Source organism: Streptomyces caelestis, assembly GCF_001279005.1.
Taxonomy (GTDB): domain Bacteria; phylum Actinomycetota; class Actinomycetes; order Streptomycetales; family Streptomycetaceae; genus Streptomyces; species Streptomyces heliomycini.
The window spans coordinates 1-784 of the sequence record NZ_LGCN01000045.1; the positions used below are offsets into that span (position 1 = coordinate 1).

The 784-nt window shown below is 72.4% G+C and carries 1 protein-coding gene; it reads left to right on the forward strand.

The features are described 5' to 3' along the window. Positions 1-784: ketoacyl-synthetase C-terminal extension domain-containing protein (locus ADK41_RS05120; protein WP_167353449.1), on the forward strand; the 784-nt coding region annotated here is incomplete at both ends.

The window sequence follows — 784 nt, forward strand, 5'->3', positions numbered from 1 at the left end:
GCGGGTGATCCGTGCGGCGCTTGCCGACGCGGGGCTGTCGGCGAGGGACGTGGACGCGGTGGAGGCGCACGGGACCGGCACGCGGCTGGGAGACCCCATTGAGGCGCAGGCGCTGCTCGCCACGTACGGCCGGGAACGCCCGGCAGAGCGGCCGCTGTGGCTCGGCTCGCTGAAGTCCAACATCGGCCACACCCAGGCCGCCGCCGGTGTCGCCGGAGTGATGAAGATGGTCCTCGCCATGCGGCACGGACTGCTGCCCCGCTCCCTGCACATCACCGAGCCGACGCCGTACGTGGACTGGAGTACGGGCAACGTGCACCTGCTCACCGAAGCCATGCCCTGGCCGTCGGGCGAGAAGCCCCGGCGGGCCGGGATCTCCGGGTTCGGGATCAGCGGGACGAACGCGCACGTGATCGTGGAGGAGGCCTCCGAGACGGAGGCCCGCGAGACGGAGGCTCCCTTGGCAGCCGAGCCGCGTACGCCGGTGCCGTGGGTGGTGTCCGCCAAGTCCCCTCAGGCGCTGCGGGAACAGGCGGCGCGTCTCGCCGGGTCGTGCGGTGCGGGCGTCCGGGCCGGCGATGTGGGTCTGTCACTCTCGGTGACCCGCGCGCATCACGAGTACCGGGCCGTGGTGGCCGGAGACCGCGCGGAACTCCTTCAGGGCGTAAGGGCGTTGTCAGCGGGTGAGCCGTCTCCGTTCGTGGTGGAGGGCCGGGCGTCCCAGGCCGGGAAGACGGTGTTCGTGTTCCCGGGGCAGGGCTCGCAATGGGCTGGGATGGCGAGT